The organism is Lelliottia sp. RWM.1, assembly GCF_016859735.1.
Classification (GTDB): Bacteria; Pseudomonadota; Gammaproteobacteria; order Enterobacterales; family Enterobacteriaceae; genus Enterobacter.
Map to the genome: position 1 here is coordinate 232139 of NZ_WLVC01000003.1, position 25862 is coordinate 258000.

20 protein-coding genes and 1 pseudogene are annotated in these 25862 nt (G+C 52.2%); 7 read left to right on the forward strand and 14 right to left on the reverse strand.

Annotation, left to right across the window (positions count from 1 at the left end; all coding sequences use genetic code 11):
- Nucleotides 1-18: 18 nt before the first annotated feature.
- Nucleotides 19-1344 carry a 2-hydroxycarboxylate transporter family protein gene (locus GF617_RS04390; protein WP_181623606.1) on the reverse strand — a complete coding sequence of 442 codons (1326 nt, stop codon included), beginning with the start codon at nucleotides 1342-1344 and terminating at the stop codon, nucleotides 19-21.
- A 468-nt stretch (nucleotides 1345-1812) separates the two neighbouring features.
- Here GF617_RS04390 and GF617_RS04395 point away from each other — a divergent pair, with 468 nt between their 5' ends.
- From GF617_RS04395 to GF617_RS04405, 3 genes are all read left to right on the forward strand, one after another.
- Nucleotides 1813-2760 carry an AEC family transporter gene (locus GF617_RS04395; RefSeq protein WP_203451173.1) on the forward strand — a complete coding sequence of 316 codons (948 nt, stop codon included), beginning with the start codon at nucleotides 1813-1815 and terminating at the stop codon, nucleotides 2758-2760.
- Between the two features lie 54 nt (nucleotides 2761-2814).
- A complete protein-coding gene (locus GF617_RS04400; protein WP_203451174.1) occupies nucleotides 2815-4500 on the forward strand; it encodes an NAD-dependent malic enzyme in 1686 nt (561 codons plus the stop codon).
- Between the two features lie 135 nt (nucleotides 4501-4635).
- Entirely contained in the window at nucleotides 4636-6072 is a 1437-nt protein-coding gene (locus GF617_RS04405) for a hypothetical protein (protein WP_181623609.1), read from the forward strand.
- Nucleotides 6073-6130: 58 nt separating this feature from the next.
- On the opposite strand, the gene pptA is transcribed toward GF617_RS04405, so the two are convergent.
- From pptA to GF617_RS04455, 9 genes and pseudogenes are all read right to left on the reverse strand, one after another.
- The gene (gene pptA, locus GF617_RS04410) at nucleotides 6131-6361 is read right to left on the reverse strand and encodes a tautomerase PptA (protein ID WP_181623610.1); all 231 of its coding nucleotides are present in this window, start codon (nucleotides 6359-6361) and stop codon (nucleotides 6131-6133) included.
- A gap of 76 nt (nucleotides 6362-6437) precedes the next feature.
- On the reverse strand, nucleotides 6438-7325 hold the full coding sequence (locus GF617_RS04415) for a transporter substrate-binding domain-containing protein (RefSeq protein ID WP_181623611.1): 888 nt from the start codon (nucleotides 7323-7325) through the stop codon (nucleotides 6438-6440).
- A 9-nt stretch (nucleotides 7326-7334) separates the two neighbouring features.
- Nucleotides 7335-8108, reverse strand: a complete 774-nt coding sequence (locus tag GF617_RS04420; protein WP_181623612.1) for an amino acid ABC transporter ATP-binding protein — start codon at nucleotides 8106-8108, stop codon at nucleotides 7335-7337.
- Complete coding sequence (locus GF617_RS04425; RefSeq protein WP_181623613.1) at nucleotides 8092-9018, reverse strand: amino acid ABC transporter permease; 927 nt, start codon at nucleotides 9016-9018, stop codon at nucleotides 8092-8094. The genes GF617_RS04420 and GF617_RS04425 overlap by 17 nt, the downstream gene beginning before the upstream one ends.
- 9 nt (nucleotides 9019-9027) lie before the next feature.
- A complete protein-coding gene (locus GF617_RS04430) occupies nucleotides 9028-9537 on the reverse strand; it encodes a GNAT family N-acetyltransferase (RefSeq protein ID WP_203451175.1) in 510 nt (169 codons plus the stop codon).
- A gap of 9 nt (nucleotides 9538-9546) precedes the next feature.
- Nucleotides 9547-11810: pseudogene (locus GF617_RS27045) on the reverse strand (NtaA/DmoA family FMN-dependent monooxygenase).
- A gap of 16 nt (nucleotides 11811-11826) precedes the next feature.
- Nucleotides 11827-12948 carry an amidohydrolase gene (locus GF617_RS04445; protein WP_181623617.1) on the reverse strand — a complete coding sequence of 374 codons (1122 nt, stop codon included), beginning with the start codon at nucleotides 12946-12948 and terminating at the stop codon, nucleotides 11827-11829.
- On the reverse strand, nucleotides 12945-13946 hold the full coding sequence (locus GF617_RS04450) for an LLM class flavin-dependent oxidoreductase (protein WP_181623618.1): 1002 nt from the start codon (nucleotides 13944-13946) through the stop codon (nucleotides 12945-12947). The genes GF617_RS04445 and GF617_RS04450 overlap by 4 nt, the downstream gene beginning before the upstream one ends.
- A gap of 110 nt (nucleotides 13947-14056) precedes the next feature.
- Nucleotides 14057-14596, reverse strand: a complete 540-nt coding sequence (locus GF617_RS04455) for an adenylate kinase (RefSeq protein WP_181623619.1) — start codon at nucleotides 14594-14596, stop codon at nucleotides 14057-14059.
- 348 nt (nucleotides 14597-14944) lie between these two features.
- Here GF617_RS04455 and GF617_RS04460 point away from each other — a divergent pair, with 348 nt between their 5' ends.
- A complete protein-coding gene (locus GF617_RS04460) occupies nucleotides 14945-16480 on the forward strand; it encodes a methyl-accepting chemotaxis protein (RefSeq protein WP_181623620.1) in 1536 nt (511 codons plus the stop codon).
- Here the strand turns inward: GF617_RS04460 and GF617_RS04465 are convergent.
- Complete coding sequence (locus GF617_RS04465; protein ID WP_181623621.1) at nucleotides 16477-16875, reverse strand: cupin domain-containing protein; 399 nt, start codon at nucleotides 16873-16875, stop codon at nucleotides 16477-16479. The genes GF617_RS04460 and GF617_RS04465 overlap by 4 nt on opposite strands.
- A gap of 111 nt (nucleotides 16876-16986) precedes the next feature.
- Between GF617_RS04465 and GF617_RS04470 the strand changes: the two genes are divergently transcribed.
- On the forward strand, nucleotides 16987-17910 hold the full coding sequence (locus GF617_RS04470; RefSeq protein WP_203451178.1) for a LysR family transcriptional regulator: 924 nt from the start codon (nucleotides 16987-16989) through the stop codon (nucleotides 17908-17910).
- Here the strand turns inward: GF617_RS04470 and GF617_RS04475 are convergent.
- Nucleotides 17879-18862 carry an aldo/keto reductase gene (locus GF617_RS04475; RefSeq protein WP_181623623.1) on the reverse strand — a complete coding sequence of 328 codons (984 nt, stop codon included), beginning with the start codon at nucleotides 18860-18862 and terminating at the stop codon, nucleotides 17879-17881. The genes GF617_RS04470 and GF617_RS04475 overlap by 32 nt on opposite strands.
- A gap of 425 nt (nucleotides 18863-19287) precedes the next feature.
- Here GF617_RS04475 and ansP point away from each other — a divergent pair, with 425 nt between their 5' ends.
- On the forward strand, nucleotides 19288-20784 hold the full coding sequence (gene ansP / locus GF617_RS04480; protein WP_181623624.1) for an L-asparagine permease: 1497 nt from the start codon (nucleotides 19288-19290) through the stop codon (nucleotides 20782-20784).
- Between the two features lie 56 nt (nucleotides 20785-20840).
- Here ansP and GF617_RS04485 read toward each other — a convergent pair whose 3' ends face one another.
- A complete protein-coding gene (locus GF617_RS04485) occupies nucleotides 20841-21902 on the reverse strand; it encodes a YncE family protein (protein WP_203451179.1) in 1062 nt (353 codons plus the stop codon).
- 242 nt (nucleotides 21903-22144) lie between these two features.
- On the opposite strand from GF617_RS04485, the gene pqqU reads away from it, so the two are divergent.
- Nucleotides 22145-24259, forward strand: coding sequence for a TonB-dependent receptor PqqU (gene pqqU, locus GF617_RS04490; RefSeq protein ID WP_181623626.1), 2115 nt, complete (start codon nucleotides 22145-22147; stop codon nucleotides 24257-24259).
- Nucleotides 24260-24296: 37 nt separating this feature from the next.
- Here the strand turns inward: pqqU and GF617_RS04495 are convergent, their stop codons facing one another.
- Nucleotides 24297-25838, reverse strand: coding sequence for a methyl-accepting chemotaxis protein (locus GF617_RS04495; RefSeq protein WP_203451180.1), 1542 nt, complete (start codon nucleotides 25836-25838; stop codon nucleotides 24297-24299).
- Nucleotides 25839-25862: the final 24 nt, after the last annotated feature.

Here is a 25862-nt window from a genome sequence, read left to right on the forward strand (position 1 = left end):
GGCTTACCGGAATCGCGGTTACATGATCCAGCCTAACAGCAGCGTCGCGATAATCACGGTAGATGCACCACCAATGCGGGTCGCGATCTGCGCGAAGGGCATCAGCGACATACGATTCGACGCCGATAAAATGGCCACATCGCCTGTCCCACCCAGACCGCTATGGCAGCAGGTGACAATCGCCGCTTCAACAGGGTACATATTCAGCCGTGACGCAATAAAATACCCGCTTAATGCCATAGCAATCACAATTGATCCACATACCACAACATAGCCGACAGAGAAGACGGAAACGACGCTTTCCAGCGGCACATACAGCATGCCAAGGCCGATCATCAACGGCCACACCAGGGCTGCTGAGACGAATTTGTAGCAACTGTGCGCGCCCTGCTCCATTGATGCCGGGATCACGCTAAAGTACTTGCACAGTACGGCAATCAAAATCATCAGGACCGGGCCAGGAATGTGTACCAGTTTTTCGAATAATCCCCCAACAATGAAAAAGGCACAGACCATCAACAGGCCACCGCCCATCAGTTGAAAGTCGGTTTGCTGCACGCTCTGGGCACTGGCAAACAGACTATTGTCTTCTTTGCTACGCGTTAGCATGCCATTGCCGGAAAGTGCAGGTCGTTTTGTCCCCAGGCGAGCCAGTGTGCCTGCACAGATGATCGCAAAGATATTCCCCACCACAGCGGCCGGAGCCAGTTGTGCAACATAGACATCAGGCGTTTGTCCCAATATCGCCGAGTAGGCTAACGACAGGGGCAAAATCCCCTCACCAATACCGCCACCGATAATCGGAACGATAATGAAGAAAAATGTGTGATACGGGGTATAGCCGAATAAAGAGCCGACCAACAATCCACTCAGTACGGCCATCACCGTCCCCGCCACCAGGGGGACAAACATACGGATCATCCCCTGGATCAGCAGTATTCGGTTCATCCCCAAAATACTTCCCACCACCAGACACGCGATGACGAAATAGAGGAGATTGGCTTCTTTCATCAGCAGATGTACGGTATCCAGCGTATGTTTCTGGAACACCCCGAAATAGACCAGTACCGAAGGCAACATGAGGCACAAGATTGCCGGTCCGCCAATGTCTTTCAGTATCGGGATCTGGCGACCAATTTTGGCAAAGGCAAACCCCAGCGTCATGATGACAGCCAAACCACCGATCATATTTTTAGGCAGCAATCCGGCCCAGGCTGACACCGCAACAATGGTTGCGATCCCGACAAACAGCATCAAAGGTACAGCACCCACTTCGGCATTGCTCAACCCCAGGGCAAAACGCGAAGGTGGCGTTGAAGAAGGAAGTACAGGATTATCTTTCATTTTATCACCTGATTTGTGAGTTCGGATAAACAGAGTTGCAGGAATAAACAGACGTTCATTCCTGAGAGTAAACATGTTCTTAAAAAGAAAATAAAAGTTAAAATGGCCATTTATAAAAACAGGCTCAGTTTGAAAATAGCACGGTGATTTTTAGTGTGAAAGTGACTACCTAACAATGAATGAGCGAAATGTGAACAATGCAGTGATTTTATTTTAAATAACTTAATTCATCATTTTGTAATTAAAGTTATTGACGGCGTTGAAATTTTATTTTTATTTGTGGTTTTATTGTTATTTATCAAAATATGGCGACACAACATCAACACCCTACCTTATCAAACTAAAACAATCATTTTGAAATTAATTAAACCAGAAAGACTGTGACCGTTATCACTCCTGCCCTGTTTTCTAACCGCTAGATTAGCCCATCAACGAAACCCATAAAAAATATACTCTACAGGAAACCCTATGCCCTCATTATTATTACAATCACTGTTTCCACTCGTTTTTATTATGTTACTAGGGTGGTTAAGCGGAAAATTAGGTTATACCCGCCGCGAAGATGCAAACGTCCTGGCGACGGTCGTCATTCGATTTGCACTTCCCTTTCATCTTTTTATTGGAGCACTGAATACTGACCCTAATAAGATAAAAAATCTGACGTTTATGGCCGTTCTGGTTGTCGGTCTGATGGGGTCATATTTACTGACATTATTTATCTCACGCGTGGTGTTTCGCCACGACATCAAGACCAGTGCTATTCAGTCACTTGTGTGTGCTTTCCCGGACATGGCCTATTTTGGTGCGCCGGTCCTCGCCGTATTAATCGGACCTGAGGGTTTTATTGGCGTCCTGATCGGCAATATCATTACCAGTGTCATTATGATTCCACTGGCTATCGTCCTGATTCGTATGGGAGACAAAAGCGACGATGCTTCCCTGAATGCGCTTCACCCTGGGGCCATGATTGCACAGAATCTGATCAAAGCCGCACGCAACCCGATTGTCTGGATACCGGTATCAGGTGTGTTGCTCAGTCTGGCCGGAGTACAGATCCCACATATTCTCAGCATGCCTATTGAGATGGTAGGTAAAGTGTCTGGCGGACTTTCTTTGTTTGCTTTAGGTCTGCTGTTTTATGGCGAACGGCCAACACTTAACGTACAGACGTTTACCAATATCAGTATTAAAAATCTGATTCAACCTGCCATGATGGCCGCTGCGGGCCTTGCATTTGGCTTAAGCCACACGTTATTACAGCAAGTTGTTATTATTGGCGCGACACCATCAGCCATTGCGGCAGGGATGTTTGCCTTACGCAGCGACACCTATATTGATACCGCCTCGTCCTCTATTTTAATTGGCACAGCCGTCGGCGTGCTTACAGAGGGCGTGATGATTTATTTAATATCTTAACTCTGTCTCAACTCATTTATTTACTGAAATACATCTATTTCCCAGGAGTAACACATGTCTCGCAAAGAAGTTCTTTACACCCCGTATAACGGAGCTGTTTTGCTGGAAAATCCGCTGTTAAACAAAGGACTGGCGTTTATTAAAGAAGAACGTGACAATTTCAACCTTCACGGTTTATTACCCCATAATGTGGAAACCATTGAGGAACAGACGGAGCGCGCCTGGAAACAGTTTTGCCATTTTAAAAGTGATATTTCCCGTCACGTTTACCTGCGAAATATTCAGGACACTAACGAGACGTTGTTTTACAATCTGTTGCGTTCACATCTGAAAGAGACTCTGCCGATCATCTATACACCAACAGTGGGTGAGGCCTGCGAACATTTCTCCACTATTTACCGTCGGGCACGTGGTCTCTTTATCTCATGGCCCAACCGTCATCGTATTGATGAAATGCTACAAAGCTTCTCGCGCAATGATATTCGCGTCATCGTCGTGACCGATGGTGAACGAATTCTGGGGCTGGGAGATCAAGGTATCGGCGGGATGGGAATTCCGATTGGGAAATTATCGTTATATACCGCATGTGGCGGTATTCACCCGGCGTCTACCCTTCCGATTATGCTGGATGTCGGAACGAATAATAAAGAACACCTGGACGATCCACTGTATATGGGCTGGCGCCATCCGCGCATCAACGACGATCAGTACGCCGAATTTATGGATATGTTTATTAACACCGTCAAAAATCGCTGGCCGAACGTACTGTTGCAATTCGAAGATTTTGCGCAGAAAAACGCCACTAAACTGCTCCAGCGCTACCGCGATCAACTCTGTTGTTTCAACGACGATATTCAGGGAACCGCCGCCGTGACGACCGGTACGCTGATCGCCGCCGCACATACCGCCGGAACCCGCATCCGCGATCAACGTGTAGTCTTCCTGGGCGGCGACTCCGCAGGTTGTGGTATTGCTGAAAAAATTGTCGCGCTGATGGTCGATGATGGTCTGAGTGAATCAGAGGCTCGCCGTAACATCTTTATGGTGGACCGCTTTGGATTGCTGACGGATGACATGACCAATCTTCTCAACTTCCAAAAGAACCTGTTAACCCGGCGGGACGATATTCGCCACTGGCAGGTGGAATCGACCAATATTTCACTGATGGAAGTGGTACAGAATGCACACCCAACCGTCATGATTGGCGTTTCCGGGCAGCCAGGTTTGTTCAGTGAAGAGATCGTTAAAGAGATGCACCGCCACTGTCCGCGCCCCATCATTATGCCGCTCTCCAATCCGACCTCGCGCGCGGAAGCCCAGCCGCAGGATCTGATCGCGTGGACACAGGGGGCAGCCCTGATCGCAACGGGGAGTCCATTTGCCCCAGTGTTCTACCAGAATGAGGAGTATGAAATTGCCCAGTGCAACAACGCATATATTTTCCCGGGACTGGGATTAGGCATTCTGGCAAGTCACGCCCGGCGGGTCACGGAAGAGATGCTGATGGTGGCCAGCCGCACCCTGGCGGCGCACTCTCCGCTGGTCACAACGGAAAAAGGCGGTTTACTGCCACCGGTCGATCAGATTGAAACCGTCTCTCGCCATATCGCGTTTGCCGTTGCCCGGGCAGCTATCGAAAAAGGGGTTGCCCCTGCTATCAGCGATGAGGCGCTAATGGAAAGGATTGACGCAACATACTGGCAATCCGATTACGCCCCATACCGACGTTCTGCTCTGTAAAACGACGAGGGATAATCGCCAGGGTTAACATAATCCTGGCGATTATCCCTGTGCCCTGCTTGATTGGGGGGCTACTCAGAAGAGAGAAATCGACGTACTCTTATCCTGTAAAAACCAATAAAAACAGGGATAAATATGAAAGCTGTACTGCCGATTTTTATCGCGTTGGCATCAGGACTCGCCTTCAGCCCAGCCCAGGCGAGCGAAACGAAACCCAGCGCACCTACCGTTACCAGTGCGTATGTCAACCCACTCTATTTCTTCCGCCAAAATGATCGCCTGACCTACGTAACAATGGTGAAATTTGACAACGGATCAAGCGTCGAGCGCTGGAATACGGTGGATTGCGAGAATAAGAAATACTACAAACTGTACTGGGATTTACTGGGTAAAGAGGGGGATCACCGCGCCCGTTACTATGGCACAAAGGGTTTCGAACGGTATGCTCCAGCCCAGGAGACGGCCGAGTTAGGTGCAGATATGATCGCGAAAATGTGTGATATCAAAATCCGGAACAGTGACTGGGTTTACAGCGAAAAGAAAAACACCGAAGGCAAAGATATCAAGGAAGCCTCTTCCCTGGTCGATATCGCAAACATCGTGAAAATCAACGATAAACTCGTTGTCAGGCTCGGTTACGGTTATGAAGAGATTGGCTACGATCCGCCCTACGATGCCCCCTTTGATTTAAAGGTCGAATACCATATTTATGACTGCAAAGCCGGTAAGGATACGGTCATTGGCGCCACAGACGTCGATTCTCAGGGCTTTGTCACCGACAGCTTGATCGGTGAAGCGATGAAAAAACGCGCTTCAGGATTCACCAACAGCGAAAAAGTTGTCGCGGCACTCAAGACGCTGTGCAGCATGTCCGATCCTCAGCAGTATCGCGGTGAAGGCAAATACCAGACCCATCAGGGAAAATCCGTTGCAAAATACAGCGGACCGAATATGCCTGACTTCAGTAACAACAATCCCACCTGGATAAACAGATTCCCGCTCAATGCAGGCGTAGAAGAGAAAGGCATCGCATTAATAAAAACCTGGGCCGAACCACGCTTTAAGCAGCTTAAATGGACGGAAACGCAGGCCGGAGACAAAGCAGTCAATATGGTCGCTGACGTGCAAAGCAACGGTCTGGTCCGCCGTTTGGAAGATTACAACATGTTTACCGCTCAGCGAATTCTGGTCGCGAATGACATTCAGCTTAAGGGCGCCATGAGCATCAGCTATTCGCCATCGATCACACAAAAGCTTGATACCACACTGCGCTTCCCCCTATCGCAAGGTCAGCAATACCATGAGTTAACGGAATCGGCCGGCCAGGACGAAGGCAACGTCTCCCGTATTGAACGTCGCTGCCGCGTCACCGGTTCGGATGAGGCGAGCAAAATTAATAGCGCCTTTACCGGTACTTACTGGCGTGTTGAATGTGATGAATTCAGTAAGGAGGGGCCGGAGAAAACGGTAAAAGCATGGCTCAACGATTTGCGGATTTTCCTGCCGATGGATCGTATTTATAACGGTAAATCACAGCACGTTCAGATCACCGGAGTCCACATCACGCGTTAATGGGTAAGTTCAACGGCATCCACCGGATGCCGTTGACGTGCTAAACGGAAATTGGTCACTACATCGAATAGCCCGGTTTTTTAATCAGCTCATCCATTTTCGGGCCAATTTCCGTGTCCCAGACCTGCGCTTTCCAGTCATCTGGCTGAACCTGGTTCAGAGCAACAGATACCGAGCGGTCTTTGCTGTCGAGATGACGAATAATCACATCAGCAATATCCGCTGCCAGCGCAGCTTTTTGCTCATCATTCAGGTCGCGGGGGAAACATTTGATATCAACGTGCGGCATGTGCAGGGCTCCTTGTGTTCGAGAGAAATCCACACTAGCAGATTATCGGACCTGCTCTTAACACCTTGTGCAGTTATCAGTAGGTTATCCCCGGCGGATTCACGTCGGATTGCGCCACCGCTTCGCCCTGTTCACCCCACCGCGCCAGCACGCTCTGGTACTCACCTTGCTGAATAGCGCCGTCCAGTGCAGCCTGCAAGGCGTATACCAGTCCGTTGCCTTTTTTGGTGGTGGTCGCCACAAACGCTTTTTTCGGCCCTAAGCCGACCACCCGCGTTTTGCCGGTCAGCGCCGCTTTGTAGGCCGATACCGACTGAGGTCCAAAGAACACATCAGCCCGACCTGACTGAATATATAAATTCCCGGAAGCATCATCGGTCAAATAGACAGGCAACGCAGGTTCGCGTCCGGCGCGTTTATTTTCGTCGTTCCAGCCGAGTAAAATACGTTCCTGATTCGTGCCGGAACCGACAATCACCTTTTTACCGGCGAGATCTTCCGCACTCTTAATCGACTGAATCTCACTGGTGGACTTCACGGAGAATGCCAGGGAATCAACGCGATAGGTTGCAAAATCAAACTTCTCTTTTCGCTGCTCGGTCACCGCAATATTCACCAGTGCCACATCATAACGCCCGGAGGAGATCCCCAGAGGCCAGTCTTCCCATGCGGTTGGAACCAGCTTCAGCTTTAACCCCAGCCGCCCCGCCAGCAAACGTGCGATATCCGGATCGCTGCCAATACGGGTACGGTTGTCGCTGGCTAACAATGCCAGCGGAGGTGAATTGAGTGCCGAGATGGCGACTGTTAACGTGCCCGGCGCGACAAATTTGTAATCCTTCGGGATCTTCTCCACGGCCTGCGGATCGACCGTCACAGGCAGTGGCTGCTCATTGGCTTTCAAATCGATGCTGGCCTGGCTTGCGCTCGCAAAGGCCAGGCATACCAGAAGTCCATATTTCATGTGCGCTCCTTATAGTACTTTCGACAAGAACTGGCGCGTTCGCGCATGCGACGGACGGTTCAGCACCTCATCACTGCTGCCCTGTTCCACAATTTTTCCATCGACCATAAACACCACCTGGTCCGCCACTTCGCGGGCAAAACCAATCTCATGTGTCACGACCACCAGCGTTGTGCCGGACCGCGCCAGCTTTTTGATCACATCCAGCACTTCGCCCACCAGTTCCGGGTCAAGCGCTGAAGTGGGTTCATCAAACAGCATGACACGTGGGCGCAATGCCAGCGCGCGGGCAATCGCGATACGCTGCTGCTGACCACCGGAAAGATGGCGCGACCAGGCATCCGCTTTATCGCGCAGCCCTACCACATCCAGCAGATCATAGGCCCGATCAATCGCCTCTTTTCGGCTCAGTTGCTTGTGCGCAACAGGCGCTTCAATCAGGTTTTCCAGCACCGTGAGATGTGGAAACAGGTTGAAATTCTGGAAGACGTAACCCACGTTAATACGTTGTTTGAGGATCGCTTTCTCTTTCAGCTCGTAGAGTTTGTCCCCCTGACGGCGATAACCGATGTAGTCGCCGTCAATCTGAATAAAGCCTTCATCAACTCGTTCCAGATGGTTAATCGTGCGTAACAGCGTCGATTTACCTGATCCGGATGGCCCCAGGATCACCGTGACGGAACCTGGTGGGATCTCCAGAGAGACATTATCCAGCGCTTTGTGGCGACCAAAGAACTTACTGACGCCAGTAATTGAAATGTGTCCTTCAGGAGAGGCTTGCATGAACGGGCTCCTGTGTCTGTGTGGTGGTAACAGAACGTGTACGGCTGGCCGTGCGGTTCTGGTTCACGGCGGAACGCCGCTCGCTCCGGGCAAGACCGCGCTCCACGACATGCTGAATAACGGACAACACGGTGGTGATCACCAGATACCACACCGCGCCGACCATCAGCAGCGGGATCACTTCCTGCGTGCGGTTGTAGATCATCTGAATGGTGTAGAAGAGTTCCGGCATCGCCAGCACGTAGACCATTGCCGTCCCTTTCGCGAGGCTGATGATCTCGTTAAATCCGGCGGGCAGAATGGTGCGTAGCGCCTGCGGCAGAATGATACGTACCGTACGACGCCAGGCCGGTAAACCGAGTGCCGCCGCAGCTTCATACTGACCGTGGTCGACACCCAGGAACCCGCCACGGATAATCTCAGCGGTATAGGCGCTCTGCACCAGCGTCAGCCCTACCACGGCAGTGGAAAACTGCCCCAGCACATTGATGGTTTCAAAACTGCCCCAGGTGATGCGGGTAAAGGGGACGCCGAGAGAGAGCGTATCGTAGAGATACGAAAAGTTGTACAGGATGATCAGGACCACAATCAGTGGCAGCGACCGAAACAGCCAGATGTATCCCCATGCCAGGCTGCTCAACAGCCAGGAGGATGACAACCGGGCCAGCGCCAGCAGCCCGCCAATCACCACGCTTAATGCCGTACCAATAAGCGTTAGCAACAGCGTTTGCCCTAATCCCTCCAGAATCACCGGGTCAAAGAACCAGCGCGCGAATACCGCCCACTCCCAGCGTGGGTTGAAGGCCACAGACTGTATGACCACCGCCAGTACAAACAGGGCAGCAACTGCGCCAACCGCGCGCAGTGGATAGCGCGCCGGGACCACCTTGATGGTTTCAACGTTGTTCATCGTCGTTCCTCATGCGGTTTTGGTAAACGCTTCGCGTACCAGTGTTTTGGTGAAACGCAGCCGTCCGTCAAACGGCGGCTGGCTGTACTCTTCTGGATCACGGTCAAGATCGAACTGCGGCTGGTAGCCCTGACCGGTATAGAGTCTGACGGCTTCCGGCTGGCGAAACCCTGTCGTGAGGTAAATCTGGCTATAACCCGCCAGCACCGCACGACGTTCCAGCTCTTGCACCACTCGGGCAGCCAGCCCCTGCTGGCGTAATGCTTTGTGCGTCCAGATGCGTTTGATCTCAGCCGTGTGCTCGTCGAAAGGTTTGTACGCTCCGGTAGCGATGATCTCTCCATCGCGCTCCAGCACAATAAACAGCCCCTGCGGCGCTAAATACCACTCGGTGAGTTCCACTTCCGCGTCTTTGGAAAAATAGTCACCGTAACGGGTAGCGTATTCACCGAACAACCCATCAATGATGGGCTGAAGATCGGCATCTTCCGGCGAAACGTCACGAAATTGTTCGCTCATAGCGCCTCCTTAATCACCCAGTCCGGCCGGGTTTACCTCTGAATGTGGAATGCGTTCGACACCTTCACCCCAGCGGTTCAGCACTTTGTCGTAATCGCCGTTTTTAATTACGCCGTTAAGCGCCGTTTGTACCGGCTCCACAAGACCGCTGCCTTTTTTCAGCGTCACCGCAATGTGCGCCGCCTTCGGCCAGCCGCCATCGACACTGCCAACCAGTTTGGTTTTACCGGTTAACGCCGCTTTCCACGCACCAATCACGTTCGGGCCAAAGTACGCATCAGCACGCCCGGACTGGAGCGCCAGGGTTTGCGCGGCATCATCTTTGGTGTAGACCGGGGTAAAAGGCTTCAGGCCTTTCCTGAGGTTTTCCTCGTTCCATGCCAGCAGGATGGCTTCCTGATTGGTTCCCGATCCGACGATAATGCGCAACCCGGCGATATCTTCCGCCTTCTCGATCGACTTAAGTGGGCTGGTCGATTTCACATAGAAGCCCAGGGAGTCTTTGCGGTAAGTTGCAAAGTCAAACTTCTCCTTGCGATCTTTGGTCACAGTGATGTTGCTGATGGCTGCATCATATTTCCCGGATGCCACTCCTAACGGCCAGTCCTCCCTGGAAGTTGGCACGACGTTCAGCTCCAGACCCAGGCTGTCGGCGACCAGCCGGGCAACATCGACTTCACTCCCGAGCAGCGTTTTGTTGTCATCGGAAAATACCGTCAGCGGCGGCTGATTCAGACCCGCCACCGCAACGGTGAATTTCCCCGGCACAGCAAAACGGTAATCTTTTGGCAACTGCGCCACCGCGTCGCTATTTTTGGCGGTATTAACAGGCGTTTTATTGGCCTCAATGCTCACGCCGGTTCCGTTAATGTTCACATTCTCTGCCCAGACGGCAGGGGTAAAGGCCAGCGCAAGCGCCAGAATAAGCGATGTTTTCTGCATAGCGGGGTTCTCTTTTATTGTGTTGTGAACTGATTTTTAGGTTCGTCTAAGCCCAGGCTTTCGCGCAGTGTGGTTCCTGGATATTCCGTCCGAAACAGACCACGGGCCTGCAAAACGGGAACAACCTGGTCCACAAAACGCGAGAAGGTGTCCGGCGTACCGCCCTGAATGATGAAACCGTCAGCGCCGAGTTGGTCAAACCACTGCTGCAAACCGTCTGCCACCTGTTCAGGTGTCCCCGAAAAACGGGGATGCGGAGATGCCGCCTCGAGTGCAACCTGACGCAGGGTTAAGTGGCGCTCCCGCGCATTGCGCTTGATCTCGTCCGTCGTGCTGCGAAAGCTGTTTTTCCCCAAATCACCGATATCCGGGAACGGCTCGTCCAGAGAATATTGACTGAAGTCGTGATGCTCGAAATAGCGTCCCAGATAATTCAGCGCATCATGAATGGATACCAGCGCGGCCGTTGCCTGGTATTGCTGTTCTACATCATCAGCATCATTTCCGACAATAACGCTGACACCCTGGAATATATGTAATTCATCGGGACGACGACCGTGTAATTCCAGCTGATGCTTCACGTCCTGATAAAAAGCTTTGGCTTCGTCCAGGGTATCGTGATGAGTAAATATGGCGTCAGCATGTTTCGCTGCCAGTTTTTTCCCGTCATCGGATGCGCCCGCCTGAAATACAATCGGGCGACCCTGCGGGGTACGACCAATATTCAGCGGGCCTGCCACCTGGAAAAAATCACCATGGTGATCCAGCGTATGCAGTTTTTCAGGATCAAAGAATTGCCCACTCTCTTTATTCCGGACAAAAGCATCCTCTTCCCAGGAGTCCCATAAGCCTTTGACCACATCCAGGTATTCATCCGCAATGCGGTAACGCAGCGCATGTTCCGGGTGCTTTTCACGGGAAAAGTTCTTTGCCGAGCCTTCCAGCGGCGACGTTACCACGTTCCAGCCGGCACGCCCATTGCTCAGGTGATCCAGGCTTGCAAACTGACGCGCAACGGTGAACGGTTCGCTATACGACGTGGACAACGTTCCGACCAGCCCCAGACGAGTGGTAATACTTGCCAGCGCGGATAATACTGTAAGCGGTTCGAAACGATTTAAAAAATGCGGGATAGATTTTTCATTAATATAGAGGCCGTCAGCCACAAATAAAAAATCAAGCTTACCCTCCTCCGCTTTTAAGGCTGTCTCTTTGACAAATTGAAAATTAATACTGGCATCTGCGATCGCCGCAGAATGACGCCAGGCAGACATATTTCCGGATGCACCATGTAATATGGTTCCCAGCCGCAATTGTCGGGTTGCAGACATATTCACCTCTTATTCATTAAACGTGTTGCAATGCTTTTTCCGCGAGCTGAGCAAAATAGCGTGCGGCGGGCTCAATTAATGCTTCATCCGGATTAAACGCCGGGTGATGCAAACCATACGGGCTGGCGCTGCCAATGCTGACAAACGCGCCAGGGATATTCTGTAAATAGACCGCAAAATCTTCACCGCCCATATGCAACTCAGCCCGCTGAGTTTCGTACCCCACATCTCTCGCCACCGAAGTGGCAAAGTCGGCCCAGCGTTCATCGTTAATCAGGGCGGTAGGCCCCGCATACCAGGTGATATCAATCTGCGCGCTAAAGGCACTGGCAAACCCGGCGGCAATTTCACCGACACGGGCTTTCACATTCTGCTGCACTTCTGTGCGGTGGGTACGTAACGTCCCTTCCAGCTCAACACTCTCGGGTAAGACGTTCCAGGTGTTACCTCCGGCGATACGCGTGACGCTCAGCACCACGGAATCCAGCGTGTTGACGTTGCGGCTGGCCACACTTTGCAGTGCGGTAACCAGTTGGCTCGCCAGCACAATCGCGTCGTTTCCTTCATGAGGACGAGCGGCATGCGCGCCTTTGCCAGTTATGCGGATCACAAACCGATCGACGTTGGCATAAAACGGACCACCCCGGGTGGCAAATTCCCCGACCGGTAAACCCGGTTCGTTATGCATACCAAAAATCGCGCTGACATCGCGTAATGCTCCGGCGCGCACCATACTTTTCGCGCCGCCAAAGTTTTCTTCAGCGGGCTGAAACAGGATCCGCACACGTCCATTGAGCGAAGTTTCACGCGCCTTGAGCTGTAATGCCGCACCGAGGATCACGCTGGTGTGGATGTCGTGACCACAGGCGTGCATCACCCCTGGACGCTGTGAGCTGAATGACACGCCGCTGCGCTCTTCTATCGGCAGCGCATCAATATCGGCCCGCAGAGCGATCAGTTTCTCCCCTGAACCAATTTCCGCCACCAGCCCGGTAGCCAGTTCATAGGGTAACGGCGCGATCCCGGCGTTGGTTAGCCACTGACGCAGGCGAGCCGTGGTTTCCACTTCCTGACCAGACAGTTCGGGGTTCTGGTGCAACTCGCGACGCCAGGCGATAAGCTGTTGACCGAAGCTCATGCAATCACCTCCCTGTTAGCATGAGCCTGAGCAAGCAGACGCAGTGACTGAACGCGGGTTTCGCCATCGGCCACCGGCGTATCGATAATAAATTCATCAATACCCCATTGCTGATGCAGCGTTTGTAGCTGTTGCAGAACGGACTCTGCGGTCCCCGCCAGCAAAGACTGCGCCCGACGGGCAATACGAACCGGCTCGCTCCCGGCCTGACGTGCAAAAGCGTAGGCTTGCTCCTCACTTGCCACCGTAACGCGCTGGCCATTTGCCAGTTCAACGCCCCACACTTCCACATTGCGCGCCAGCGTTTCGGCTTGATCCTGCGTTTCTGCCACAATCGCCTGAACTGCAACAATTACCTCACGGACACTGTTTTTGCGCCAGGTGGCGATAACGTCACGCAGCAAATCGGGATCACCATTCAGATGGGCAGCAAAGACAAAGTGCCAGTCGAGTTTTGCCGCCAGTAATGCGCTCTCAGGGCTTGCACCCAACAGGAATCCCTGGGCTGGAACCTGAGGCAATGGCGTGGCCCGGACAGCCTCCTCTTCCGACTGAGCTTCAGGGCGTAGCCAGCCATCCAGTTGTGTTAGCTGTTCAGCAAAGCTGCCCTTTTCCCGTTGATTCAGCCCCTGCTGCAACGCGCGGGTTGACAGCGGCAGACCACCAGGCGCTTTACCGACGCCCAGATCCACCCGTCCCGGCGCAATTGCCGCCAGCAGGTTAAAGTTTTCAGCGACTTTGTACGGGCTGTAATGCTGAAGCATCACGCCGCCTGATCCCACGCGAATGCGCTTTGTTTGCCCCAGGATCCAGGCGATAAGCAGCTCCGGAGAGGGGCTGGCCAGTTGAGTGGTGTTGTGGTGTTCGGCAATCCAGAAGCGGTGATACCCCAGGTTTTCCGCGTGTTGCGCCAGGCTTAAAGTACGCGCCAGCGCATCGGCGGCCGTTTCGTTTGCTGCGATGGGGCTTTTATCCAGAATGCTGATTCGCCAGGACATGTTGTAATCTCGTTTGACTTAACATGTCGTCATTATTAAAGGCGTATTTCACCAGTGAGAAACAATTAATTTACATTTGGTTTGCCGGAAATCAGATATATAAAACCAGACTAAGAATAAGCCTTTAATTCAGACATCAACAATTCCGCCTCTTTACGACAGGTTATGCGGATGAAACGGATATGGGCATAGTCCGGGTTTTGCATATCGGCAGTATAACGAATGCGGTTACTGCGCCATGTTTTAATCGTCCAGATGATGATCGATTCCCGGCTAAAGAACGAACGACGAAAACTTTCCCGGTTTCCCGTTCCCGGCCATAACTCCTGTTTGTGCCATGCCCGTTTTGCCGCTCTGCTCACCGCCTGCCAGAGCGTGCGGGTAAAACTATAGTCCACCCATATCACCAGATCGACATCGCGCCACTTCACCGGACGTGTGCGATTGTAATTTCCGTCCAGAACCCAGTCCTGTGATGCCGAAAGCGCGTTTTCCAGATTGAGTAAAAACTGTTCGTCTGGTGTCCCCTCCCAGTCAGGAAGCCAGTACAACCGGTCCATTTCGATATAGGGGATGGCAATCTCGCTCGCAATGTGTTGAGCCAGGGTGCTTTTCCCGCTGCCGCTCGTGCCGATTAAATTGATTTTCATGTTCCTACCCGTCGTCCTGTGGCCAAAAGCCGTTAAATCATAGCGTGTTAATTCTGTTAATGAAACGCTATTTCGAAAGCAAAGTTTCTGTGATGAATACACGTCGCACCGTTTATTTGCCTTAAGTCATTTATTTAGTTCGGCGTATAAACATAAAGATAAAGATATTTTCATTTTTATTACATAAAGGGCTTTAAAAGATAAAAAATATTTAATTTAGGTGGTTCCGAATATCATCAGTTTCGTGGAGAATACGCCAGCAGCAAAACAACAGAATAATGTTTATATCTTGCCTGAGTTTTTATCGGGCGGTTTCTCCTTTACTTGCACATCACCATGGAGTTACTCATGAAGCGTAACACGCCAGTTACACAGAACGAGTATTTACTTAACGAAGGGTCGACGTTAATGTCGACAACGGATACGCATAGCCATATTACCTATGCGAACTCAACCTTTATTGAAGCCAGCGGATATAAAGAAGAAAATCTTCTGGGTGAACCTCATAATGTCATTCGTCACCCCGATATGCCCCCCGAAGCATTTGGTGACATGTGGTTTACCCTACAGCAAGGCGAGAGCTGGACAGGCCTGGTCAAGAACCGCCGCCACAACGGCGATCACTACTGGGTTCGCGCCAACGTCACTCCGGTGTATCAGAATGAAATGCTAACCGGATACATCTCAGTCCGTAATATTCCGGCACGCGAAGAGATCGAAACCAGTGAAAAACTTTATGAAAAGGTGAGAAATAACGAATTAAAACATCACCGTTTTTATAAAGGTGTGTTGGTTCGCCGGGGATTACTCTCTTTTCTCTCCCTTTTCAAACGACTGAGTACCACCAAAAGAGTCAATACCGGAATAATCACCACAGCATTGCTCTCCTGTTTGCTTTTATTTTTATTACCCAAAGGGATTACGCTGGCGTGCGGATTAGTCATTCTGTTTATCGCCCAGTCACTGTACCTGAATGCGCAAATATCGCGGCCGATTAAAACCATTGTCCGCCAGATGCAGCACGTCGTTTCCGGGCGTAAAACAACATATTTTCATTTTGACCGTGTTGATGAAATTGGTCTGATGATGCGTCTTGTCAATCAGTCGGGCTTAAACCTGAATTCTCTCGTTGATGATGTGGGGACGCAAATCACCGGCATTGGTACGATTAGCCAGCAGGTCGCGAAAGAAGGTGCAGCACTACAGGCTCGCTCAGAAGAGACCGCCGATGATTTGCAGCAAACAGCTGCCGCGGTAGAGGAAATTGCCAGTGCGGTACAGCAAACGGCTGAAACCGCTAAAGAAGCCATACAGATGGCAGATCGCACCAGTGACAGTGCGCACAGTGGTGAAGCCATGATGAAACAGACCATCAGCATGATGCAGTCCGTTTCCCAGGATAACAGCCAGATCGTCGATATTATAGGTGTGATTGACCGGATTGCCTTCCAGACCAATATTCTGGCCCTTAACGCCGCCGTGGAAGCCGCGCGTGCAGGTGAAGCCGGACGGGGTTTTGCGGTGGTGGCAGCCGAGGTACGTAACCTCGCACAACACTCAGCGACAGCCGCAAAAGAGATCAAAAACCTGATCGAGAAAAACGTCGCAAGCGTTAACACTGGTGTGGAAATGGTGGAACAAACCGAAACACAGTTGTCCGTGATGATCAGCAACGTATTGCAGATGTCGTCGTTGATTAAAGAGATCGGTCATGCCACACAGGAACAGACGCAGGCGTTAAGTCTGATCAACGAGTCCATCTCTCGTATTGGCGTGATGACACATAACAATACCGGCATGGTAGATAACGTGACAAGCGCCGCCAATCACCTGACGCAGCGAACAACCCGACTGCAGCAGGCGATTGCGGTCTTTGGTGGTTAACGCTGCTGATACTGCTCGTCGGTCACTTTTTCCAGCCACTCTACCGGGCTGCCGTTGACTGCTTCGGCGATGGCAATATGCGTCATCGCCGTCGCAGCACTTGCCCCGTGCCAGTGTTTAACGCCTGGCGGGATCCACGCGATATCACCTTGATTTAACTCTTGAGCCTCTTCACCCCACGCCTGTAACCAGCCTCTTCCCTGCGTAACGATCAGGGTTTGTCCCAGAGGATGCGTATGCCAGGCCGTGCGTGCCCCCGGTTCGAAGGTGACGGTCGCGCCGCCTACCGTGGCCGGTTCTGTTGCCTGGAACGGCGCATCAATACGTACAGTACCTGTAAACCAGGCCTCAGGACCGCGTACGGAAGGTAATGAACCACTACGGATAATTTTCATGCTGACTCCTCTTTTGCTGTTGCGCTAACAGTAGCGCAAAGAGGCAGAGAGCATTAGACTGCATAATCAGAAAGGAACCATGAACGTAATTCATAAGTCGGGTCACTCACGATGCTAAAAGATAATTTCAACGATCTTCTCTCGTTTATGGTCGTCGCCCGTGAACGCAGTTTTACGCGCGCCGCGGCACAACTGGGGGTTTCACAGTCGGCATTGAGCCATGCCATGCGTAATCTGGAAGCGCGCCTGGATGTGCGTCTACTGACCCGAACCACCCGCAGCGTTGCCCCCACTGAAGCCGGTGAACAACTGTTCATGCGTTTAAGCCCGCATCTGCTGGAGATCGAACAAGAACTTACCGCACTGCGAGATATGCGTGACAAGCCTGCCGGGAATATTCGCATCACCGCCGGGGAACACGCGATGACCTACGTATTGTGGCCAGTATTGAAGCCATTTATGGTGCAATACCCCGATATTCATATTGAGGTCACGGTGGATAATGGTCTGACGGACATTGTTGACGGGCGATTTGACGCGGGCGTGCGTCTGGGTGAACAGGTGGCAAAAGATATGATTGCCGTTCGCATCGCCCCGGATATGCGGATGGCCGTAGTGGGTTCTGCCGATTATCTTGAACGTTTCGGCGTGCCGGAATCGCCGGAACAGCTTGAGCAGCACCGTTGCATTAATATGCGTTTGCCGACGCGCGGCGGTTTGTACGCCTGGGAATTTGAACGCGATGGCCGTGAAATACGCGTACGGGTCGATGGGCAACTCACACTGAATAATCTGCCTCAGCGGATCGATGCCGCTGAATCGGGATTAGGGCTTGCCTATGTGCCGGAAGATGCGGTTCAGGAGGCTATTGCAGAAGGACGTTTGATCCAGGTGTTAAAGGCGTGGTGTCAGCCGTTCGATGGGTATCATCTCTATTACCCAAGTCGTCGGCAGCACACCACTGCCTTTGCGCTTCTGGTCGATGCTTTACGTAATCGCCAGGTTATTTCCCCACGCGCGCCTGCAGATGTTTAGGATAACGCTCGCCCACCACATCAATTTCCGCCAGCGCACGATTAATATTGTCCAGCGCCTTTTGTGACAGCGTCACATCAGCCGCGCCCAGGTTCTCCTCCAGCCGGTGAAGCCTGGTTGTTCCCGGAATGGGCACAATCCACGGTGCTTTAGCCAAAAGCCACGCCAGCGCAATTTGTGCTGGCGTAACCCCCTGTTCTGCCGCCAGGCGTTTTACCACCTCCACCAGTTGCTGATTCGCCTGGCGTGACGCTTCGCTAAAACGCGGCACGACATTACGAAAATCACTGCTGTCGAAGGTCGTTTGCGCATTAATCGCACCGGTCAGGAAACCTTTGCCTAACGGACTAAACGGCACAAAGCCAATATTCAGCTCCGCCAGCAGCGGCAGGATCGCCTCTTCAGGCTGACGCCACCACAACGAATACTCACTCTGTAACGCAGCCACCGGGCAAACCGCATGAGCACGACGAATGGTGTCGACACCGGCTTCGGACAGACCAAAATGTTTCACTTTGCCTTCGGCGATCAGATCGGCAATGGTTCCTGCAACCTCTTCCACAGGGACGTCAGGATCAACACGGTGTTGATAATAGAGATCGATATAGTCCGTTTTCAGCCGTTTTAATGACCCTTCCACCGCTGCACGAATATGTGCCGGGCGGCTGTTGAGCACCTGGCCGGGTTGATCGCAGTCAAAACCGAATTTTGTGGCAATGACCACCTTGTCACGCACCGAAGCCAGCGCTTCCCCGACCACCTCTTCGTTGGTAAACGGGCCGTAGATTTCAGCGGTATCGAACAAGGTGACACCGCGATCGACAGCGGCGCGAATAAGCGAAATAGCCTGCTGTTTCTCCGTGGCTGGGCCATAGCCAAAACTCAGTCCCATGCACCCCAAACCCAGAGCCGAAACCGTTAATCCGTTTTGCCCTAATTGTCGTTGCTGCATCCTTCACCTCCTGCGTCTTTTTCTGATTTTTTACTCTAGGCGCATTTTTTTATGACCACTACAGTATTTATGTGTTTGTCCTTATGAATACAACTCATCAATAACATTGTGTAATTATCAAGCCACACTGATGATTAAAGCAGCAACTGCATGGCGAGTTTGTCTAAAAACTGGCCACGATTCAGCGCGTTGTGATCCCCATCAGCTCTGACCACACAATTTCCTTCGACACGCATCACTTTCGTCCCGGTTATATTTTGCGTCGCTTATCAATTGCGGGTAGGATGCTTCGCCATGTTTTGCCTTATCCATACGCAGAATGACTGGAAAGGCAACATGTGTCTGTGCAGAGGCAATCGTTTGTTTCGCCTTCTGCCAGAGACGACTATCACAAAAATGGTTCAGACAGGCAAACAGGTAACTCAATGAAAACAAGCAATAAAAGCGCAGCAGAACATCATGCTGCGAAACGTCGCTGGTTGAACTCTCATGAAGAGGGCTATCACAAAGCGATGGGTAACCGTCAGGTACAGATGATCGCCATCGGTGGCGCAATTGGTACAGGTCTGTTTTTAGGTGCAGGCGCACGTCTGCAAATGGCAGGCCCTGCTCTCGCCCTGGTTTATCTGGTGTGCGGGATCTTCTCCTTCTTCATTCTTCGGGCGCTTGGCGAACTGGTTTTGCATCGCCCTTCCAGCGGCAGTTTTGTCTCCTATGCCCGTGAGTTCCTCGGCGAAAAAGCAGCCTACGTTGCCGGCTGGATGTACTTCGTCAACTGGGCCATGACCGGAATCGTTGATATCACCGCGGTCGCTCTGTATATGCACTATTGGGGTGCATTTGGCGATGTGCCACAGTGGGTATTCGCCCTGGGCGCACTGGCCATTGTCGGGACCATGAACATGATCGGCGTGAAATGGTTCGCCGAGATGGAGTTCTGGTTTGCCTTGGTTAAAGTGCTGGCGATTGTTGTGTTCCTGGTGGTCGGCACGATATTCCTTGGCAGCGGTAAGCCGCTCGATGGAAATGCCACCGGCTTCCACCTGATAACCGACAACGGCGGATTCTTCCCGCATGGCCTGATGCCTGCCCTGGTGCTGGTTCAGGGTGTGGTCTTTGCCTTTGCCTCTATTGAACTGGTCGGTACAGCGGCGGGCGAATGCAAAGATCCGCAGACCATGGTTCCGAAAGCCATCAACAGTGTGATCTGGCGTATCGGCCTGTTCTATGTTGGCTCCGTTGTGTTGCTGGTTCTGTTGCTGCCATGGAATGCCTATCAGGCAGGTCAAAGTCCGTTCGTGACCTTCTTCTCCAAACTGGGCGTACCGTACGTGGGCAGTGTGATGAACATCGTGGTTCTGACAGCTGCGCTGTCCAGCCTTAACTCCGGTCTCTACTCAACGGGCCGTATTCTGCGCTCCATGTCGATGGGCGGTTCTGCGCCTAAGTTCATGTCGAAGATGAGCAAGCAACAGGTCCCTTACGCTGGCATCCTCGCGACACTCGTCATCTATGTGTTCGGTGTGTTCCTGAACTATCTGGTTCCGTCTCAGGTCTTTGAGATTGTACTGAACGTGGCGGCGTTGGGCATTATCGCCTCCTGGGCCTTCATCGTGGTCTGCCAGATGCGTCTGCGTCAGGCGATCAAAGAAGGTAAAGCAGAGGATGTGCGCTTTAAATTACCTGGCGCACCGTTCACCTCGTGGTTAACGCTGCTGTTCCTGTTCAGCGTGCTGGTCCTGATGGCGTTTGACTACCCGAACGGGACTTACACCATTGCGACCATCCCACTGTTGGCCGTACTGTTGGTAGCTGGCTGGTTTGGCGTGCGTAAGCGCGTTCAGGAAATTCAGAGCACCGCGCCGGTTCACCCGGACGATGAAAAACGCGACGCGTCACTGATTGAAGAGACCTCACGTTAATCATTAAAAAAGGGAAGGCAAATGCCTTCCCTTTTCTTTTATCGCTTATCGCGTTTTTACAGCGTAATACGAATCACATCATCCGGCAGAGTCGCTTCCTGCTGACGGCTGGATTTCTGTTTCACCGTCACATACAGCGTCTTGCCATCGGCCGAAAGCGCAAGGCTGTTCGGGTGCACCGGCGTATCAAAGGTTTTGGTCACTTTATAGCTTTTCGCGTCAATGACGCTCACCTTACCGGCTTCACGGTGCGTCACATAGACTTCATTGCGGGTTGGGTTAAACAGCACCGCCAGCGATTCTGGCGCGGCGATCTTCTCAAGTACCTTGCCATCTTTCAGGCTCACAACCAGCACTTCCGGCTGTTTTGAATCGGTCAGGAATGCCCGCTGTCCGTCCGTGTCGAGGCTCAGGTTCAGATAGAAATGCTCTTTTCCGTCGTCCTGAACTTTTTTGCGGCTCAGTATCTTGTTCGTTGCTGTATCAATGGTCAGCAGTTCACCATCCGCATTGGTGGTATACAGACGTTTAGCCTGCGCATCCAGGGCCAGCCCGGTGCTGAACGTCCCGGTATTGGCAATGGTGTCTTTCAGCTTCAGCGTTGCGCCATCAATAACCCAAATCACGCTCTCTTTGCCGATCCCGGAGATATAGACGGTATTGGTGGTGTCATCCGCCACCAGTTGACGCGGCTGCAGCGGTTTGACCGTTTCGCTACGTTGACGATCGTCCAACACCAGACGTCCTTTCACGTCACCCGTCTTCGCATCAATAGCCGTCACGGCGCTGCTGGTGGTATTCCCGAACCACAGTGTCTGCGTGGCATTGTTAATGGTTGCGCCAAACGGCTTCAGATCGTTATGAATCACTTGTGTGACATCCAGCGTGACCGGATCCAGGCGATAAACAATACCGCCTTTATCGGTTTTACGGCTTTGCGACGTCGCAACCCACAGCGCATTCTCCTGTTGGCTGAGGGCCATTTCATAAGCGCCTTTGCCTACCGCTTTACGCAGCATGTCTTCTGCGGCCTGAACCTGGAAGGTTCCGGCGAACAGTAATGATCCTAACAGCAGAGAACTCCGCAGACGCGGCGAGCACAGATGACGTAAAGACATAACAATTCCTTTTTATAAGAGGGGTGTACTGCTGACATCGCTTCCTGCAGGTAAAGTCATGGCTTTACCGTTGTATTAATGAGAATAGTAATCATTAATCTGTTAAATGTGGAGTATTTCTTTCCCGCCGAGACTTACATTAACGCAATGTGCGGTTATAGTTTTCAAAACATTTACAAAAGATTTAACATGTATGCACATGTTCCATTTGGTTCGTTTCTTATCCTTAACCGGTTTATTTCATGAAAATCATTTCTGCCAGTAAGGCAACGCTTCCCTTGTTGTTGGTTCCTGCCATTCTCTCCCCTCTGACGGTGACGGCAGCAGAAGAACAAACCATGATCGTCAGCGCCGCACCACAGACCGTATCGGAGCTGGACACTCCTGCGGCGGTCAGCGTCGTGAATGGCGACGATATGCGCCAGGCAATGCCGCGCATTAACCTCTCAGAATCACTCGGAAGCGTCCCAGGCCTGCAAATTCAGAACCGCCAAAACTATGCCCAGGATCTGCAACTCTCAATGCGCGGATTCGGTGCACGTTCAACTTTTGGTGTGCGCGGTATTCGTATGTATGTGGATGGTATTCCGGCCACCATGCCTGATGGGCAAGGCCAGACCTCTAACATTGATCTCTCAAGCGTCGAGAGCGTTGAAGTCTTACGCGGCCCCTTCTCTTCCCTGTACGGTAACGCATCCGGCGGTGTCATTAATATCAACACTCAGACCGGAAAACAGCCGCCAACCCTTGAGGCCAGCAGCTATTACGGCAGTTACGGAACCTGGCGCTACGGGATGAAAGCGACAGGTGCACTGGGAGATGGCACGCACCCAGGGGACGTGGATTACACCGTTTCAACGACCCGCCTGACGACGAAAGGTTATCGTGACCATAGCGGTGCGCGTAAAAACCTCGCCAACGCCAAACTGGGCGTGCGTATCGATGATGCCAGCAAACTGAGCCTGATTTTTAACAGCGTGGACATGAAAGCCAATGATCCTGGCGGGCTGGACTATCAGGAGTGGCGGAACAATCCGCGCCAGTCTCCGCGCGGAGAACAATACAACACGCGTAAAACGATTAAACAAACGCAGGCCGGTCTGCGTTATGAGCGCCAGTTGAGCGCCCAGGACGATCTCAGCGTAATGATGTACGCCGGTGAGCGTGAAATGACGCAATACCAGTCGATTCCGTATCAGCCACAGCTTAAAGCCAGCCATTCCGGCGGCGTGATTGACATGCAGCGCCACTATCAGGGGATTGATACCCGCTGGACGCATCGCGGTGAGCTCCTGGTTCCAGTGACGTTCACCACCGGGCTTAACTATGAAAATATGAGCGAAGACCGTCGCGGTTATCAGAACTTTGTGATGGATAACGGCGTACCCGATTATGGCGTAAAAGGGGAAAAACGCCGTAGCGAACGTAACCTGATGTGGAACGTCGATCCCTATCTGCAAACCAGCTGGCAGTTGACACAAAAACTGTCGGTGGATGCAGGCGTTCGCTATAGCTCCGTGTGGTTTGATTCCAACGATCATTATGTCACCCCAGGCAATGGTGATGACAGCGGTGACGCGAGTTACCACAAATGGCTTCCGGCGGGGTCGGTGAAGTATGCGGTGACCGATAGCTGGAATCTGTATGCCGCCGCGGGACGCGGTTTTGAAACCCCTACCATCAATGAACTCTCTTACCGCGCTGATAACCAGGGTGGGCTGAATATAGGCCTGAAGCCATCCACCAACAATACCTATGAAGTGGGCAGCAAAACCCGTATAGGAAATGGTCTGCTGACCGCGGCGCTGTTCCGTACCGATACGGACGACGAGATCGTGGTTGACGCCAGTTCCGGCGGCCGTACAAGCTATAAAAATGCCGGGGAAACACGTCGCCAGGGTGCTGAAGTCTCAGTCGATCAGCAGTTTGCTGACAACTGGAAGCTGAAAATGGCATGGACCTACCTGGATGCCACCTACAGAACCAACGTGTGCAGTGACGCTGACTGCAATGGTAACCGTATGCCAGGCATCGCCCGTAATATGGGATATGCTTCGTTTGGCTGGCAGCCTGAAGAGGGCTGGTATGCCGGAACGGATGTTCGCTACATGAGTGATATCATGGCCGACGACGAGAACACGGCAAAAGCGCCGTCGTACACGACCGTGGGGCTGAATACCGGTTATAAATTCAATTACGGCAACTGGGGAATGGACGTCTTCGGGCGAGTCGACAACCTGTTTGATCGTGAATATGTCGGATCGGTTATCGTAAATGAGTCAAACGGGCGTTATTACGAGCCGGCTCCAGGCCGCAACTATGGCGTGGGCATGAGCGTTTCATATCGTTTCGAGTAAGAAACAACCCGGCAGCCGCGCGCTGCCGGGAATATTTTTATGCCACTTGCGCGTGATGTTCCAGGCGGAACGCCGCGACAAGGTCCTGCAACAGACGCGCCTGATCTTCCAGCGCCCCTGCCGCTGTTGAGGAGGCCCCCACCAACGATGCATTCTGCTGTGTCGTCGTATCCAGTTCCATGACCGCACGAGAAATCTGTTCTATCCCGCGACTCTGCTCCTCAGAGGCTGATGAGATCTCCCCCATGATGTCATTCACACGCGTCACCGATTCCACCACCTGCTCCATCGTCTGACCCGCTTTCACTACCAGATCGCTGCCTGTCGTGATACGGGAAACCGATTCGCTGATCAGCTGTTCGATATCCCTGGCCGCTTGCGAACTGCGCTGCGACAGGCTGCGCACTTCACTTGCCACGACGGCGAAACCCCGTCCCTGCTCACCGGCACGAGCCGCTTCGACTGCCGCGTTCAACGCCAGAATATTAGTCTGGAAAGCAATGCTGTTAATGACTGCGGTGATGTCGGCAATTTTCTGCGAGCTGGAATTGATATCACTCATAGTACTGACAACGTCGCGCATCACGCGTCCACCGTGGGTGGCGGTTTGCGATGCTTCTGCCGCCAGTTTGCTGGCATGACGAGCGTTATCGGCGTTATTTTTCACTGTCGCCGTTAACTCTTCCATGCTGGCAGCCGTTTCCACAACGGCAGCCGCCTGTTGTTCGGTTCGTGAGGAGAGATCGGTATTTCCTTCTGCGATATCGCTCGCAGCCTGAGATACCTGAGTCACACTACTGCGCACTTCACCGATCATTGCGCGCAGTTTGTCGTTCATCCGCCCCATGGCCCCGGTTAGCTTCCCTAACTCATCATCACCCTGAGGGCGGATATCCGAACTCAGATCGCCGCTGGCGATGCGTTCCGCCAGTAGCAGGTTATGTTTCACCGGACGAGTGATCTGCCGGGTCACCCACCATGACACCAGGACCCCAAACAGAATCGCCACAATGCCCACGATCGCTGTGATCGTACTTGAGCTGTAAGCCAGCGCGTCATTATGGGCTTTCACCAGCACAATGATCTCTCTGATGGCAGCACTGCTATCATCCCCGGCTGATTTGACCTTATCCTCAGCGACTTTCAGTGCCTGTGCTGCCGCTGAATCGTCTTTATTGGCATTGACCGCATTCATCGCAGTTTGCATTTCTGCCACACTGCTGTCGAAACGAGCCAGATGTCCGCCAATCGCATCGACAATTGCCGCTTCTTTTGTTGTCCAGCCAAGTTTTTTCGCTTCCGACGCCAACTCTGCCGCGTGTTTCACATAGCTCGCCAGCAACTGACCCGATTTTTCATCACCGGTATAGAGGTACTTCAGGCGGTTGATCTTGGCCTGAAAGACTTCAATATTAATGTTGTAGATAAGATTGGTTTGTTGATAGACGTCGCGGATCTCTTTAAAGCGCAGCACACTCATGGTGGTCGAAATCGCTACCAGCAGCAATACCACGCCAAAACCTGCTGAAAGCTTTCTGCTCATTTTTATATTTCGTAATCGTTGGCTAAGACTAAACATCCTGGGCTCCTTAAAAGGCAACTA